Genomic DNA, 14,961 nt, shown 5'->3' on the forward strand with positions numbered 1-14,961 from the left:
TTTCTCTTTCTGGAATGGCTCTACTGTATGCACTCCAAGCGCCTTAACTATGGCTCAAATCGCGTTTTCGACTTCCTGGTCCTATGGATTTTGCCTGTTGGCTTATTGCTGCTCCTGAGTGCACTGTTCTTCGTCGGCAATCGTAATGTACTGCACCGGATTTTCTACATCCTGTTCAGCGTACCGACTTTGTTTCTGTTGTGCATGCGCCCCAGGGAATTCAAGGATCTGTTGCGCGAGCCCCTGGCGATCGCCTTCCTGGCATTTTCCGCCTGGGCGCTGACCAGCCTGCTCTGGAGTCCGGAACACAGCACCGACACCGACCTGTTCAAGCGACCGCTGAACACTTTCATGCTGTTTGGCGGGTGCGGGCTGTTGCTGCATTATCGCAATGAATTGTTCAAGCCGATCTTCTTCAGCGCCGCTGTCATTGCGCTGGCGGTCAGCCTGGGCAACCTGGTGGCGTTCGCCAAAGGCTTTCAACCAGGCATGCGCATGATCGGAGGCCTTGGCGCCCTCGACAACCCGCTACTGAGCTCGCATCTTTTCGGCTTTTTCAGCGTGTATTGGCTGTACGTCTGCATGACGACCCAGCGCCTCAAAGTGTTGTGGTTCAGCGTACCGGCCCTGGCGATCATGACCGCGGCCGTTCTGGCGACTGGATCACGCACGCCCCTGGTAGCGCTGACGCTGGCCATCCTGTGGATGAGTTTTGTCAGCCGCAATCGCCGCGCCGCACTGCTTATCACTGGCATGGTCCTGGGGGCTGCCGCACTCCTGCTGTTCTTCCCCGAGCTGGTCACTGGGCGTGGCAGCTCGTTCCGCCTCGAGCTGTGGAGCATGACCTTGCAGCTTATCGCCGAGCATCCCTGGCTCGGGCATAGCTACGACTCTGAGCTATACCTGACAGTCTCAGATGGCTACCAACTGCGCGAACCCCATAGTTTCGCCCTCGGGGTGCTCTATTACGTCGGCATCATCGGTTTTATCCCCTGGATATTCATGCTGGGTTGGGCCCTGTACAAGAGCCTCAAGGAACGCGCGCAGCCGCTGTTCATCCTGGCCTCCTCGCTGCTGGCTTATGGCATCGGCGCCGGCCTGACCGAAGGCGGCGGCATTCTTTCGCGACCCAAGGAACACTGGTTCCTGCTGTGGATTCCCCTGGCGATTATCACCGGCCTGAGCATCGCCCAGCGCCATCGCAGCCTGTTGCGTATGCCGGTGCAAAACCTGAAGACCGCAGCCTTCGAGCAGATGTGCAGCAATGCCCATGTCATTGAAGCCGATGGCCTGGGACCTAAAGTTCTACGCCTGGAAGACGGCAGCTTCCTAAAGATATTCCGCCCACGCCGCTGGTACACCTCCGGCAGCTTCAACCCGTATTCGGAGCGTTTTGCCAGCAACAGCGAGCAGTTGCGCACCCTGGGCATCCCCACGCCGGAAATCCTCGGACTCTATCGCCTGAGCGATGCCAGCAGCGCCGTGACCTATACGCCATTGCCCGGCCTCACCCTGCGCCAGGCCTTGCAAAGCCTGGACAGCAGCTTGCGCGAATCGCTGGTCGAGCGTTTTGGCCGGTTCATGGCGCAACTGCACGAGCGTGGCGTGTACTTCCGCTCGCTGCACCTGGGTAACGTGCTGTTGATGGACGACGGTGAGTTCGGCCTGATCGACGTGGCCGACCTGCGCATCTACCCGTCCTCACTGCGCTACGCGCTGCGCCAGCGTAACCTGCGCCATATGCAGCGTTATCCGCAGGACCGTAACTGGCTGTTCGAAACGCACTTCGAGCAACTGGTCAAAGGCTACGCCTCGGTGGCAAGCCCAGCGGCTACCGCGAAAATCCGCGAGCAGGTCCAGAGCCTTTAAACATCTGTAGGAGCGAGCTTGCTCGCGAAAATCGTGAACAATGACGCGGGCATTCAAGTTGCCCGCGGTGTTCTCCGTTTTTTCGCGAGCAAGCTCGCTCCTACAGGGTGAGGCGCCGTTTCAGTTCTTGAGCGGCGCCAGGTACAAACGCACCAAACCGCGCAATGTCTTGCGCCCCCAGAACTTCAACGGGATCTGCTGGAGAATCTCCCGCGCCAGTGGGCGATCGCGGTCGGCGGTCTTGAGGAACATCGAGTTCAGGAAGTTGTAGCGCACCGCGTCATAGGCCGGGTGGTCGCTGAACTTGGCATAGGTCTTGAGAATGTTCTGGATCATGTAGCGGTGGTTCTTGTACGTATTGCTCGCGTGCTGGCGATACTTGGCCATCACCACGCCAAGGGCGTCGATGGTGTAGCCCGCTGCCGTGATCTTCAACTGGATCAGCAGGTCCTCCAGGGGAATCTGCGGGTCGAAGCCACCGACTTGCTCCAGCACTTCCCGACGAATCAGCATGGTCGGCGCCGGTGGGAACGGCTTGCGGTCCATGAAAATATCGTCGAAGTCGAGACTGCGAAACGGCAGGTCACGACGTTGTTTTTTCTCCGGATGCAGGTTGCCATCACCATCGATCAGCTCGATGTTGCCGGCACACATTCCCACCTTCGGCTTGCCATCCATATACGCCACCTGGGTGGCTATACGGTCAGGCAGCATGATGTCATCCGAGCCAAACGGTGCGATCAGGCTGCCCTTGGCGCGCGCGATCGCACCATTCAGGGTGGCGCTGAGGCCTTGGTTCTGTTGCACCTGGAAATCAAAGCCGTGCTCGGCCTGCAAGCGCAGGATACGTTCGACGCTATCATCCTTGGAGCCATCATCCACCACCAGCAATTCGATATTGGGGTAGGTCTGCCCCAACACGCTAAGGATGCTCTGTTCGATGTACTGGCCGTGGTTATAGGAGGCGATAATCACCGAGACCATGGGTTGTGGCTGATTCATGCTCTACCTACTTCACGCAAACCGGTTTCAATCAGGGTCAGGTACTTGTGCTTGAACTCTTCAAGAGTGTGATTGGCCTGCAGATAGCGGAACACCTCTTCACCCTTGGCGCGCAATTGTTCATCGCTCAGCGCCAGGTAGGTATCCAGGGCCGCGGCCAGTTGCTCGACGTTGCCAGGATCGTGGGACAGGCCGCCCGCGCCCTGCACCAGCGGCAGCATCGCCGGGCCATTGGAGGCAATCACCGGCAGATGGCCGCTCATGCCTTCCAGAAGCGCCAGCCCCAGGCCCTCGAACAACGACGGCATGGTCCAGATATCGAAGCCGCGCACGTACTTCATGCCGTCTTCGCGAAAGCCCAGCAAGTGCGCGCGACCAGTCAGGCCCAGGCGCTCGATGTCGGCACGCAAGTCGGCTTCGGCGCGACCGGAGCCGATGATGCCTACCTGCGCCTCAGGATACTTGTCCTTGAGGGTGGCAAAGGCCTGCAGCAGATGGGTGTGGCCCTTGATCGGTACCAGGCGGCCCAGGGCGCCGATCATCCGTGCGTCCATTGGCAGGCCCAGGGCCTTGCGGGCGTCCTCGCGGGTCAACTGCAAGGCTTCGGCCTGGGGAATGTCGATGGCGTTGGTGACATAGGTGGTGTTGTCGCGGGTAAAGCCGCAGTTGAGGTTCACCAGGTAGTCCTTCACCGCCTCCGACACCCCGACAAACCGCCATGCCGGACTGACCCAGCGCTGGGTCTGGCGTCGACGGTAACCACGGGCGTACTCGCCGAAACCGTGGGAGATGCCGATGCACAGCGGAATTTTCAGCCAGCGATTGAGCGAGAGCATCATGTTTACCGACTTGAAGCGGTTACAGATGACCACATCGAATTTCTGCTCGCGGCAATACTTGTAGATCTGCCACATGGCACCGAAGCGAATGCCCTTGAGGGACTTCTCCGGCAGCTCGAAATAATGGGAGTGTTCAGCCACGCTCAGGGGCTGGCCGGGCAGCGGGCGGCCGCTGAGAAATCCGGATGTCACCTCGAAACGCTCAGCCGGCAAGGACTTGACGATTTGCTCACCCAGGTCGGCGAAATCATTGGTCTTGACGTTGTAGTCCGGCTGTAACTGCAAAACCTTGAAACGCGGCTTCATAACTCTCCATGCAGCGATCTGGCTACGGGCACGCAGCCCGGTAAAAAGGGCGACAGGCGAATACCGACCTGCCTTCAATAGGCTTTCAGTCCTGCTTCAGGACCCACAACAGCTCGTGACGGCGCACGGCCTTGCGGAAGAATTCGTTTTCGCCGTAGGGCGACGGCTTGCGGCCCGCCAGCAGTTGCTGCAACCACCTGCGCATCCGGCGCTTGAACGGCGCGGGCGGCTGCAGGTCATGCATCATGCCCAAGGCCATGGCCTTGTCCTGCTGCTGGCTCAAGCCGAGCGCAAAGCTGCAAGGCACCATCTCTATCGTGGTATCGAAACGCGGCGGCAGCGCCACCCCGGCCCCGGAATCACCCATGGGCCAACGGTCATTATCATGCAGGTGATTGGCGTAGCCGAGCAATGTGTCGGGCTGCCACTCCAGGCCTTGCAAGGCTTCAAGGATCGCCGCATGGGCGCAGATGTGGTCCGCATGGGGGTCGAGCAATGGAGTGGGCAACACGATTACCTGTGGCCGCGCCTTGAGCAAAAGCGCCCGCAGGTCGGCAATCAGGTTATGCCAGGTCGGTGCGCCGTCCACATCCCCCGGTAGCGCAAAGCCGTTGAACTGGCGAAACAACCGCGTATCGCTTAAGTCGGCTTCGCGGGACGCCATAGGTTGATCCGGCGCAGCCTGCATGGCCTGCAACTGCATGCAGAAGTAGCCCAGTTGCACACACTGCGTCTCGGGAACGCCAGCCCAGCGCGGCACGGCGACGCTGTCCCAGGCACGCAGGCGGCCCTTGAGGCGAGCGGCTTCAGCCTTGGGCAGCCCCATGTGCTGGTAATGTTCGGCTTCAATTTCACCGGCGGTCAGGGTCACGATCCAGCTTTCGGGCGCCTGGCTGTAAAGGCTGAACGCCGCCAGCTCGGCATCGTCGGCGTGGGGCGCGATGACCATCACCCGTTGCTGGCGATAGTCCGGTTGGCGAAAACGCCAGAGTGTCGGCTGGCCCTTGATCCGGCAGAAACGCCCGCGCAGCCTGACATTGCCCGCCGCCAAGGCTTCGGCGGCGCCGGTCAGGTTCAGGTAACGCCGCCCGGCGACGCCGCGTTCGAAGACTTGCCGATCCGGCACCTCCAGGCCCAAGACGTCCACCGCAGGGTCGAGGAACCGCCCAAGCCAGGCGCTTTTCAATTCGACAGCCACGATCAGGGTTTCATCGCCAGCCAGACGCGTGTCCAACAGCAGCCGCCCCGCCTCCAGGCGCAGGCCGGGCTGTTCATTGCCGGCCGGGAACGCATAGCCGTAGCTGTCTTGGGGCGAGTAAAACAGGTGATCGGCAAACCAGGCTTCATGGGCCGCCCACAGCAGCACCGCCAGCAGCAGCGGCAACCACCAAGCCACCAGGACGCCGGCTGCCACCAACACCAGCAAGCCGATCAACAGCGCGATGCGCTTGTTGCGCCGATGGCGCTTGAGCAGTTGCTGCTTGCGACTCATACGCTGAACACCGGCACCGGGTTGCACCAGCGCTCCTTATACTCACGGTCGGAACGCCCGAAGGAAAAACGCAGCGACTTGTTCGCCGCCCGCGCCTGTTCCCACGCGCTTTGGGTATTGAGGAAACTCAGCACGCTGCCGGGGCTGAATGCGCGGGTTTCCGGGTCGACGCCACCGTTGACGTACTCGGCACTGAACCACTCATTTGACTGCACCTGATACACCAACTGCACCGCAATCGCGGCGTCATTGAGAAACAGCACTGAGCCGAACAGGAACTCCTTGAGCAGCTCCAGCACCTCGGCCAGGCGCGCCGCGCCTGCTGCGGGAAAGCCCCAGCGACGCTGGAACAGGTCGCAATAAATCGTCGCCAGCTCCACGCTGGAAAACTCACTGACCGCCCGCGCTACGCCGCCCGCTTCCTCCAGCAAACGCAATTCACGCCGCTGGTTGTAGCGAAACTTCTTCGACAGTTCTTCGGGCGTGCGCGCCATGGCCAATTGCTCGGCCTGGGGCTTGAGGGTGCTGACGCGCCCTTCGTTCAGCGCCGACAGGTAGCGCGCACGATGCCGCAACGGCACCTGCGCATCGGCTGCAATCGGCAAGATGATCTCGGCATTGCCCAGGTCAAAGAGGCCTTTCTTGCCGCTGCGCTTGAGCACCTCCTTGGACAGGGCCAGGTCGCGCCCCCAGGTGGCTATCGCCCCCTTGAGTTCACCGCCTTGCTCCCAACCCAGGTATCGCACCGGGATCTGCGCCAGCCCGGCCATCCGTTCGATCACCTGTGGATGAGTCGCCACGCTGCCGCCATAACGCTGCCAGGCCTGGGCGTAAACCTCGGCCTCGACAGGCGCCCAGCCACGTTCACGCCAGCCCTGGAAGCGGTTCAGCATTTAAACCACGGCGTCATAAGGGTCCACGCCGTCCTTGACCACGAGGATGTCTTCCATGATCAGGTACTGCAGGTCGGAGCCGAAGAACATGTTCAGCGCATCGGTCGGCGAGCAGATCATTGCTTCGCCACGACGGTTGAGCGAGGTGTTCAGCGACACACCATTACCGGTCAGCACTTCCAGCTCTTTCATCATGTCGTAGTAGCGCGGGTTGTATTCGCGCTTGAGCACCTGGGCGCGGGACGTACCATCTTCATGCACCACTTCCGGCACGCGGGTCTTCCATTCTTCGGCGACTTCAAAGGTGAAGGTCATGAACGGCGCCGGGTGATCGACCTTGATCATCTGCGGGGCCACGGTGTCGAGCATCGACGGGCAGAAGGGCCTCCAGCGCTCGCGGAACTTGATCTGGTGGTTGATGCGGTCAGCCACGCCGGTGGCGCTCGGACAACCGATGATCGAACGACCACCCAGGGCACGCGGGCCGAACTCCATGCGCCCCTGGAACCAGGCCACGGGGTTGCCGTCGACCATGATCCTGGCGATGCGCTGCGGCATGTTCTCGATCTTGCGCCAGTTCGGCTTGCTCGCGTGCTTGGCGCAGGCGGCAATTACATCTTCGTTGCTGTAGGACGGGCCGAGGTAGACGTGTTCCATCTTCTCAACCGGTACACCACGGGCGTGAGAAACGTAGGCCGCCGCACCGACTGCTGTACCGGCATCGCCGGAAGCGGGCTGTACGAACAGCTCTTTCACGTCGTCACGGGCGATGATCTTCTGGTTGAGCTTGACGTTCAGCGCACAGCCACCGGCGAAGGCCAGTTTGCCGGTGTCCTTGAGGATGTCACCCAGGTAGTAATCGATCATCTGCAGGGCCAGCTTCTCGAATAGCGCCTGCATGCTGGCCGCGTAGTGGATGTACGGCTCGTCGGCGATATCGCCTTCGCGCTTGGGCCCCAGCCACTCGATCAGTTTTGGCGAAAAGTAGAAACCCTTGCCCTTCTCTTTATAACGACGCAGGCCGATGACGTTGGCGTAGTCGGTGTTGATCACCAGCTCGCCGTTTTCAAACGAGGCCAGGCGCGAGAAATCGTACTTGCTGGCGTCGCCATAGGGCGCCATGCCCATGACCTTGAACTCACCGTCGAGCATCTCGAAACCGAGGAACTCGGTGATCGCGCCGTACAGGCCGCCGAGGGAGTCCGGGTCGTAGAATTCCTTGATCTTGTGGATCTTGCCGTTTTCGCCGTAGCCGAAGAAGGTAGTGGCGTATTCACCCTTGCCGTCGATGCCGAGGATCGCGGTTTTTTCCTGGAAGCCCGAGCAGTGGTAGGCACTGGAAGCGTGGGCCAGGTGGTGTTCAACCGGTTCGATCTTGATTTTCTTCGGGTCGAAACCCAATTGCTCCAGGCACCAGACGATCTTGTTGCGATAGCGCTTGTAGCGACGGTTGCCCATCAGGATCGCGTCGAGGGCACGGTCCGGGGCATACCAGTAACGCTTGGCGTAGTGCCAGCGCGCCTCGCCGAACAGGCTGATCGGGGCGAACGGGATCGCCACCACGTCAACGTCGGAAGGCTTGATGCCGGCCTGTTCCAGGCAGAACTTCGCCGACTCGTAAGGCATGCGGTTCTTTGCATGTTTGTCGCGTACGAAGCGCTCTTCTTCGGCGGCCGCAATCAGCTTGCCGTCGATATACAGGGCTGCGGAAGGATCATGGCTAAGGGCGCCGGACAGGCCAAGAATCGTCAATGCCACAGGGGTCTAGCCTCTTTTAGTCTGCATGCAGGCGGGTCGCGCCTGAAAAAAGTGTGCCTCTCGCCTGGGCGAGAAACAGCTAAAGGGCGGGATTATAGCTTAAAAGCAGGGGGAAGCTGTTAGCGGCACGCGCCAGGCTCGCTTGGCTACCGCAGCTCGAGGCTACCGTCGGCGTTTTGTCGGTAGAGGGTGTAAGGCAAGGCAAGGGTGTCCAGCACGGCAGAGATCGGCACATCGATAAAGGCCCAGGGAATACCGTCCAGCGCGAGGCCACCTGCGGAATTGGGCGGTGCATGCAGTACGCACAGGTCATAAGCCACGCCGCTGTAGACACGTGGAACGGACTGGCAGTAGGTTTTTTTCGCCTTGAGCTCCCGGATTGCGACACCATCGTCACGCAACACCGTTGTCACGGTCCCGCAGCCGGCCAGCAGCAACAGGCTGCCTACCAGCGCCCACCGCCTCGCCATTCCAGTCTTCATGCTTGCTTCTCCAGTTGAGGGGCTGAAAGCTAACACTCCGAACCGTTATCCACAGGCTCTGCTGGGCGCAATTTTGTGTAGGAACCGTCCGATCCCGCCGCCCTGCTTGCACTGGGCTTGTGCACCACAGCCCTGGCCGGCGACGCAACGCTGACCCTCGACCCCAGCGTGATCACCGGCTCGCGCAGCGCCAGCCCGACGCTCGACCTGCCGGTATGTCAGCAACGCCGGCGGGGCGATCGTGGTACGCGGGGGCTGGGGCTGAATATCAATTCTAATGTGGGAGGGGGCTTGCTCCCGATAGCGGTGGATCAGTTACAGAAACATTCACTGACGCCCCGCATCGGGGGGCAAGCCCCCTCCCACATTTGGACTTCAAGCGTGCTCTTAAACCAGGCCCGCCAAAACATCCGTCTCTTTAGGCAAACGCTGATCAATCACTTGATACAACGCGCTGCCCTGCGGCCAATTGCGCATAAACCGCGCACGATCCTTGGCATAGGCCGCAGCGAAGCTGGCGATGGAGCTGTGCTGACACATCGCGTCCAGGTCGATCATCGCCCAGCGGCCGTTACTCCAAAACAGGTTATGCCCCTTGAAGTCGCCGTGGCTGATGCGCTCGCGAATCAGCTCGGCAAACAGATGGTCCAACGCCAGCAGCTCGTTTTCAGGCGCATCCCCGCCTTCGACATAGGGCGCGAAGCGCTCGATGATGTCCGGCCCAGGCAGGAACTCCGTGATCAGGTAGGCACCACTGCGCAACCATAAAAAGCGCTTCTCCAATACCGCCAGCGGCTTGGGCGTGGCAATACCGAGGAACGCCAGTCGGTTACCTTCTCGCCAGGAATGCCAGGCGCGGCTCGGGCGCCAGAAGCGCTTGAGCCAGTGGGCAAAGCCCTTGATGTTGTAGCGCTTGATCACCAGCGGTCGACCGGCCACCTCGACCTTGCCCACGCTGGCCGCGCCGCCGGTCTTATACAGGTGGCCCTGATCGAGCAACGCATCCGCCTGTTCCAGCACCGGCAGCATGGCTGCCTCTTCTTCGCGTCGGATCGCACGCAGGGCAAAAGCGCCACGTACCACGCTGAACAGCGTGCACTCGCGACCGGTCTTGTCGAGGAAATCTTTCAAACGCCAGGCGCTGACTTTGCGTACCTGCTTTTCCAGGGCTTCCAGGGGCAAGGCATGCTCGCCATTGCCGAGCAGGTAATACACCAGCAATTCTTCGGTAAAGGGTTCGAGGTTTTTCGGCAACTGGGCAAAAAACACCCCGAGGTTTTCCAGCACACGATTGCGCGACAGCGGCTTGCCCGGCTCTTCGACACGAATACCGGCGCCATCGATCAAATACAGCTTGCCGTCCTGGCGCAGCAGATTGTCCAAGTGCAGGTCTTCCTGCCATAGGCCTTTGGCGTGCATCTGGGCAATCGCGCCAAGCGCTTCGGCGAGCACCGCGGTTTGTTCGTCCGCCAACGGCGGCAGGCTCTCGACGGCGAGCCAGGCGTCGGCCAGGCTTTGGGCGCCCTCGATAAATTCAGACAGCAGCCAGCCGCCCTCGCCTTCCTGCAAGCCATCGGCCAGCAACAACGGCGTGGTCAGGCCTTGCTCGGCCAACAAGCGCACACCCTTGAGCTCACGCTGAAAATGCCGCGCCGCCTTGCTGCCCACCAGCAGCTTGGCCAACACCGGGCGACCGCGCCAAACCGCCGCGCCCACGTAGCGCTGCCCCGGCAACACCCGCAATAGGCTCAGCAACTGCAACTGCCCCGGGCCTGCGGCATCTGCCAAGTCGACAGTCAACGGCAGGCTGGGGGAACGGCCGACATTTTTCAGCTCGGATAGACGCATCAGCGGTTCTCCTTGTGGCTGCGGCGTGCGGTCAAGCGTTGGAGCCAAGTGGATACCAAGGCACTGTCCTCGGGCTGTTCAAGGTATGCCGCCAGCAGTTGGCGCACTTGCGCATCAGACCATTGCGATGCGCGGCGCAGCAGCGGTTCCAGGTCCTTGACCCGGTCACGCCAGCCGAACAACAGCGGGCGGGTTTTCTCCAGGTCGATCAACTGCGCGGCGTAACCCTGCGCGGTGGCCTGCAGGAAAATATGCTTGGGGTAAAAACAGCCGTGCACCTGACCCACGCCGTGCAGGTGCCGCGCCAGCTTGCCGCACGCCAGCAGGATTGCGCGCTGCTGGGTATCGCTCAATTGCGGCCATTGTTCCAGCAACGAATCCAGGTCGTTCCAACCATCCAGGGCGCGGGTAAGCAGCATCGCCCGGCGTTCGCCTGCGACCTTGCACTCGCCGAAGAAAGCCGCCTGCAACGCCGGGATCCCCAGCTTTCGATACAGGCTGATGTTACGAAACTCGCGGGCGAAACTGGGTTCGCCCAACGGCCGGTGCAAGGTGCGGGTCAGGTAGTTGCTCTGGCGCTTGAGGTAGTAACCCTGGCCTTCAAGCTCCAGGCGATACACGCTGCTCCAGCCGCCTTGGCTGGTATTGGGCTCGTCCACCGCGTCCAGTTGCTTGGCCCACAGGGCGTCGAACGTCGCGAGGCCGTTGCGCTCAAGCAAAGCGCGGTCTTCGGCCGCCAGGAAGTCACTCATTCGCGTCCCTCGAAAAACTTCACCACGTGGCGAATCCGTTGTTTGTCCGACGCCGTCAGGTGCGCACGTTGGCGATATTGCAGGTAGAAGCGCAGGCGCTGGGTGGCCGACAAGTGATACTTGGCGACTTTGTCCAGGCAGGCCAGGTCCTTGGTGATGCGATACTTGAGCCAGAAACCGCGCCAGAAATCGCCGTTGGGGCAGTCGATCAGGTACAGGGTGCGCTGGTCGTCCACCAACAGGTTGCGCCACTTCAAGTCGTTGTGGGTGAAGCGATGGTCGTGCATGGTCCGCGTGTATTCGGCGAGCTGACGGCTGATGCCATCGACCCAACGGGGGTCCTTCAGGCGTTCGTCATTACGCTCGGCCAGCACCGACAGGTCTTCGGTCCTGGGCAATTCACGGGTGATCATGGCGCCGCGGTTGTAGGCCAGGCCCTTGCGGTCCAGGCCCCAGGCAACTACGTCAGCCGTAGGGATGCCCCATTTGGCGAAACGCTTGAGGTTCTGCCATTCGGATTTCACCCGCGGCCGGCCCAAATAGCGGCGTAAGCCTTTGCCGGCGCCCACATAGCGCTTGACGTAATAATTGACCCCACCCCGCTCCACCCGGATCACTTCCGACAGCGGGTCGCGGGTCAGCCGCTCGCCTTGCAGGGCGAAGACCGCGTCCAGGCTTCCAAAGTCATCCGCCAGGGCGGCGTAGGCAGGTTCCAGGTTCCAACCCGCCATCAGAGCGCATCCCCGTATCGCTGCTTGCGCGCATAGAGCTTTGCCGCCATGTGCTCCAATTCGGCCAACAGCGCGGTTTGCTCGGCCAGGATCTGGCGCAGTGGCTGCTGGAAGTAAGCCTTCAGGAAGCGCAGTTTGTCGCGCTGGGTCAAGCCGATTTCCAGGGCGGAGTAATACAGGCCGGCCAGGTCTTTATTACGCCAACGCATGGGTATCGTCGCACGCACCTGGGCGCGGTGCAGGTCGATCACCGACAGCTTGAGGTTGTCGACGCTGATGGGCTGGTCGGTGTGCAACAGGAAATGGCAGAGGTAGCAATCGCGATGATTGACCCCGCCGCGGTGCATCGCGCCGACGGTACGCGCCAGCTCAAGGGTCAAGGCATGCTTGATGGCTGGCACGGGCGGTTGCTTGACCCAGTCGAGGGTCAAGTCTTCCAGGCTGATAATCGGGGTCAGTTCCCGGGTGACGATAAACGAATGCTGGTCGGCCGGGTTGCTGCCTTTTTCGCCAAACGCCACGGCGGTCATGGTCGGCACGCCGAGTTCCTGCAAGCGCTGGATCGCCAGCCACTCCTGGCCCGCGCCCAATACCGGCAACTTGGCCGTAATCAGGTTCTTGAGGATTTCGCCCCAGCCGATGCCACGGTGGATCTTCACAAAATAAGGCTGGCCTTCGACCACCGTACGCAACGTACGGCGAGCGGCCAGCTCGCGGAACACCTGGCCGTCCAGCTTCTCGACCTCGGCGAACGCATCGCGCCCGGCCCAGAGGGTCTTGAAGGGTTCGGCAAGAATCAACTTCATCGGTTTGGCTCCGCCAGAATCAGGTCCGCAGCGTACTGCGGCATGCTATAGAGGTCGGCCGTCTCGGCGAAGGCCAGACCATTGCGACTCCAGGTCGCGCGTGCGTGTGGATCGTCGAGCATATCCACCAGGTACTGGTTGAGCTGGGCTTGCTCGAACGGCTCGTCCAACACCCGACCGCTCTGGGCCTTGTCGATGTAGAACGCGTAGCCACACACCCGGCTCACCAGTACCGGGAGGCCGGCGACCACCGCTTCGACCAGCACCATGCCGGCCGCCTCGTTATAAGCAGGGTGGATCAGCAAGTCGGCACCCAGCAGGAAGCGCGGAATATCACTGCGGCCCTTGAAGAACTGCACCTGGTCGCCAAGTCCCAATGCTGCACTCTGCAATTGGAATACCTTGGGGTCGTCCTGGCCGATTACAAACAGCCGGGTGCGTTTCTTCAGCTTCGAAGGCAATGCGGCCAAGGCCTTAAGGCTGCGGTCGACGCCCTTGGTCTTGAAGCCCGAGCCGATCTGCACCAGCAACAGGTCATCCTCGGCCAGGCCAAATTCACCGCGAAACTCGGCGCGGATTTCGGCGGCGTTCGGCGGGGCGCGCCGGTCGCGCGCGATGCCAGGCGGCAGCAGGTGGAAACGCTCAGCCTGGGTGCCGTAATACTGGGTGAAGAGCTGCTGCTGATGCTCGGACAACACCATGATCTGGGTCTTGGCGTTTTTGTCGAATACCGCACGCTCGTATTCGGCGAAGTGCCTGTAGCGCCCGAACCAGCGGTACATGGGGTTGCGCAGGTTTTGCGCCTTGTCCTCGAACACCCCGTCGGCGGCGAAGTACACATCCAGCCCGGGCATTTTGTTGAATCCCACCACGCGGTCCACCGGGCGCTTGGCCAGGTCAGCCTGGATCCAGGCATACAGCTTTTCGTTACGACGGTGATTGACCAGCGCCTTGACCGGTGCCACCAGCACCTCAAAGCCCGGCGGGATATCACCCTCCCAGATCAAGGTGTACACACGAATCTGGTGGCCGCGCCGCTGGCACTCCAGGGCGATGCGCATGAAGTCGCGCTGCAAGCCACCGAAGGGGAAGTACTTGTACAAAACAAAAGCCAGTTGCATCAGTGCTGCTCCTCAGCCAGTAACAACGTGCTCAGCCGGCTTGCTACACGCTCAGGATTCAAGCGCGTGAAACACAGGGGCGACTCACGCTGGATGTCGAACCGACGCAGGTCGTCGGCCGTTGGTTGATAGGTGCAGTTTTTTTGCAGGCATGGCGCACACGGCCAATCGCTGGCCAGATGAACCTGGCCCTTGCCATAGGCACCGGTCAGGCCAGGGTTGGTGGGACCGAACAGGGAAATGGTCGGCACATCCAATGCAGCGGCCAGGTGGCCGAGCCCGGTGTCCACGGCCACACAGGCCCGGGCGCTGGCCAATACACCGGCCACCCCCGCCAGGTTGAGCTTGGGCAGCACTTCGGCGTTGGGCAGGCCCTGGGCAAGGCGTTCGGCCCGGGCCTTTTCGGCGGGGTTGCCCCAGGGCAGCTTCACGTCCACCCCCAGGCGGCCCATGCGTTCGGCCAGTTCGCGCCAGTAGGCTTCGGGCCAGTGCTTGGTGTCCCAGGTGGTGCCGTGCAACAGCAATACAAAAGGTTTCTTTGGCGGCAGCCCAAGCAGCTTCTCGGTGCTCAGGCCATAGTCGCCAAGGCCTTTGGGCAGGTCGTAGCCCAAGGCCACCGCGAACAGTTGGCGCAGGCGCTCTACCGCATGTTGCCCACGGGCCACGGCCAGGCGCCGCGAGTAGAAGTGTGCCGCGATCGGTTCGCGGGCCGAGTGCTTGTCAAACCCGGCCACGGGTGCCCGCACATAACGGGTCAGCCAGGCGCTTTTCAGCAGACCCTGGGCGTCGATCACCAAGTCATATTTGGTCGACTGCACACGCTGCTTGAAGCGCCGCCACTCGCCGCTCTTGAAGGTTTGCCAGAGATTCTTGCGCCAGCGGCGGATCGCTACCGGGATCACCTGGTCCACCGCCGGGTGCCAGGCAGGGATTTCGGCAAAGCCTTCTTCCACCACCCAATCAAAGCGAATGCCGGGGATCGCCCGCGCTGCATCGGTCAATGCCGGCAAGGCGTGGATCACATCGCCCAGGGATGAGGTCTTGACTACCAGTACCCGCAAC

At 61.5% G+C, this 14,961-nt stretch carries 13 protein-coding genes; 1 reads left to right on the forward strand and 12 read right to left on the reverse strand.

Features of this window, described 5'->3' with window-relative positions; translation table 11 throughout:
• Positions 1-27: 27 nt before the first annotated feature.
• Positions 28-1,869 (forward strand): bifunctional O-antigen ligase/aminoglycoside phosphotransferase family protein, encoded by a 1,842-nt coding sequence (locus tag ASD70_RS18605; protein WP_046070616.1) that lies wholly within the window; start codon positions 28-30, stop codon positions 1,867-1,869.
• A 120-nt stretch (positions 1,870-1,989) separates the two neighbouring features.
• Here the strand turns inward: ASD70_RS18605 and ASD70_RS18610 are convergent, their stop codons facing one another.
• The 12 genes from ASD70_RS18610 to waaC form a co-directional block, all read right to left on the reverse strand.
• Positions 1,990-2,871 (reverse strand): glycosyltransferase, encoded by an 882-nt coding sequence (locus ASD70_RS18610; RefSeq protein ID WP_056847119.1) that lies wholly within the window; start codon positions 2,869-2,871, stop codon positions 1,990-1,992.
• The gene (locus ASD70_RS18615) at positions 2,868-4,016 is read right to left on the reverse strand and encodes a glycosyltransferase family 4 protein (RefSeq protein ID WP_056847120.1); all 1,149 of its coding nucleotides are present in this window, start codon (positions 4,014-4,016) and stop codon (positions 2,868-2,870) included. The genes ASD70_RS18610 and ASD70_RS18615 overlap by 4 nt, the downstream gene beginning before the upstream one ends.
• Before the next feature lie 85 nt (positions 4,017-4,101).
• On the reverse strand, positions 4,102-5,508 hold the full coding sequence (locus ASD70_RS18620; RefSeq protein WP_046070613.1) for a PIG-L deacetylase family protein: 1,407 nt from the start codon (positions 5,506-5,508) through the stop codon (positions 4,102-4,104).
• Positions 5,505-6,401: a GNAT family N-acetyltransferase gene (locus ASD70_RS18625; protein WP_056847121.1), complete on the reverse strand. Its 897-nt coding sequence runs from the start codon at positions 6,399-6,401 to the stop codon at positions 5,505-5,507. The genes ASD70_RS18620 and ASD70_RS18625 overlap by 4 nt, the downstream gene beginning before the upstream one ends.
• The gene (locus ASD70_RS18630; RefSeq protein ID WP_056847122.1) at positions 6,402-8,159 is read right to left on the reverse strand and encodes a carbamoyltransferase family protein; all 1,758 of its coding nucleotides are present in this window, start codon (positions 8,157-8,159) and stop codon (positions 6,402-6,404) included.
• 146 nt (positions 8,160-8,305) lie between these two features.
• Positions 8,306-8,641: a YceK/YidQ family lipoprotein gene (locus tag ASD70_RS18635; protein ID WP_056847123.1), complete on the reverse strand. Its 336-nt coding sequence runs from the start codon at positions 8,639-8,641 to the stop codon at positions 8,306-8,308.
• Positions 8,642-9,028: 387 nt separating this feature from the next.
• Positions 9,029-10,489 carry a lipopolysaccharide kinase InaA family protein gene (locus ASD70_RS18640; RefSeq protein ID WP_056847124.1) on the reverse strand — a complete coding sequence of 487 codons (1,461 nt, stop codon included), beginning with the start codon at positions 10,487-10,489 and terminating at the stop codon, positions 9,029-9,031.
• Positions 10,489-11,241, reverse strand: a complete 753-nt coding sequence (locus tag ASD70_RS18645; protein ID WP_056847125.1) for a lipopolysaccharide kinase InaA family protein — start codon at positions 11,239-11,241, stop codon at positions 10,489-10,491. The genes ASD70_RS18640 and ASD70_RS18645 overlap by 1 nt, the downstream gene beginning before the upstream one ends.
• The gene (locus tag ASD70_RS18650; protein ID WP_046070607.1) at positions 11,238-11,972 is read right to left on the reverse strand and encodes a lipopolysaccharide kinase InaA family protein; all 735 of its coding nucleotides are present in this window, start codon (positions 11,970-11,972) and stop codon (positions 11,238-11,240) included. Before ASD70_RS18650 ends, ASD70_RS18645 begins: the two co-directional genes overlap by 4 nt.
• On the reverse strand, positions 11,972-12,778 hold the full coding sequence (gene rfaP, locus ASD70_RS18655) for a lipopolysaccharide core heptose(I) kinase RfaP (RefSeq protein ID WP_056847126.1): 807 nt from the start codon (positions 12,776-12,778) through the stop codon (positions 11,972-11,974). Before rfaP ends, ASD70_RS18650 begins: the two co-directional genes overlap by 1 nt.
• Complete coding sequence (locus ASD70_RS18660; protein ID WP_056847127.1) at positions 12,775-13,899, reverse strand: glycosyltransferase family 4 protein; 1,125 nt, start codon at positions 13,897-13,899, stop codon at positions 12,775-12,777. Before ASD70_RS18660 ends, rfaP begins: the two co-directional genes overlap by 4 nt.
• Entirely contained in the window at positions 13,899-14,960 is a 1,062-nt protein-coding gene (waaC, locus tag ASD70_RS18665; protein ID WP_056847128.1) for a lipopolysaccharide heptosyltransferase I, read from the reverse strand. Before waaC ends, ASD70_RS18660 begins: the two co-directional genes overlap by 1 nt.
• Position 14,961: the final 1 nt, after the last annotated feature.

Origin of the sequence: Pseudomonas sp. Root569 (assembly GCF_001427465.1) — a bacterium.
In the GTDB taxonomy this organism is placed as follows: domain Bacteria; phylum Pseudomonadota; class Gammaproteobacteria; order Pseudomonadales; family Pseudomonadaceae; genus Aquipseudomonas; species Aquipseudomonas synxantha.